This is a genomic window from Dryocola clanedunensis (assembly GCF_038405435.1).
Classification (GTDB): Bacteria; Pseudomonadota; Gammaproteobacteria; order Enterobacterales; family Enterobacteriaceae; genus Dryocola; species Dryocola clanedunensis_A.
The window spans coordinates 1-559 of sequence record NZ_JBBYHZ010000177.1; the positions used below are offsets into that span (position 1 = coordinate 1).

Genomic DNA, 559 nt, shown 5'->3' on the forward strand with positions numbered 1-559 from the left:
GCAACCGCGCGCCCGCACGCAGTCTGTTGTCCAGCGCGCTGGTCACCTGCCTGATGTTGGGCGCCGCCCCGAGCGTGATGGCGCAGTCGGCCACCTCGTCGCTGCGCGGCCAGGTCGCCGAGGCTGCCGCCGGCACCGAAGTCACCGCCACCAACGTGGCCAGCGGCACCGTGCGCCGCGCCACCACCCGTGCCGATGGCAGCTACTCGCTGATGGGCCTGGACCCGGGCACCTACAACGTTGTGGCCAATGGCCAGACGCAGAAGGTGACGGTCACCGTGGCCTCCACCGCGACCCTGAACTTCAGCGGCGCGCCGGCCAACGGCGGCACCGCCAACGCCACCGACCTGGACACGGTCAACGTCATTGCACCGACCCTGCTGCAGGAAGTGCGTACCTCCGAAGTGGGCAAGACCGTCAGCCTGCAGCAGATCCAGACCACCCCGCAGGTGTCGCGCAACTTCCTGGAATTCGCCGACGCGGTCCCGGGCCTGATCTTCACCCGTGATGCCAAGGGCAACACCTCGCTGCGCGGCGGTGCCACCAACTCCGACGGCAC

General features: G+C 69.6%; 1 protein-coding gene. It reads left to right on the forward strand.

Going from position 1 to position 559, the window contains the following annotated elements:
• The coding region (locus tag AAE045_RS24070; RefSeq protein ID WP_455549817.1) for a carboxypeptidase-like regulatory domain-containing protein at nt 1-559 on the forward strand (559 nt) is incomplete at both ends.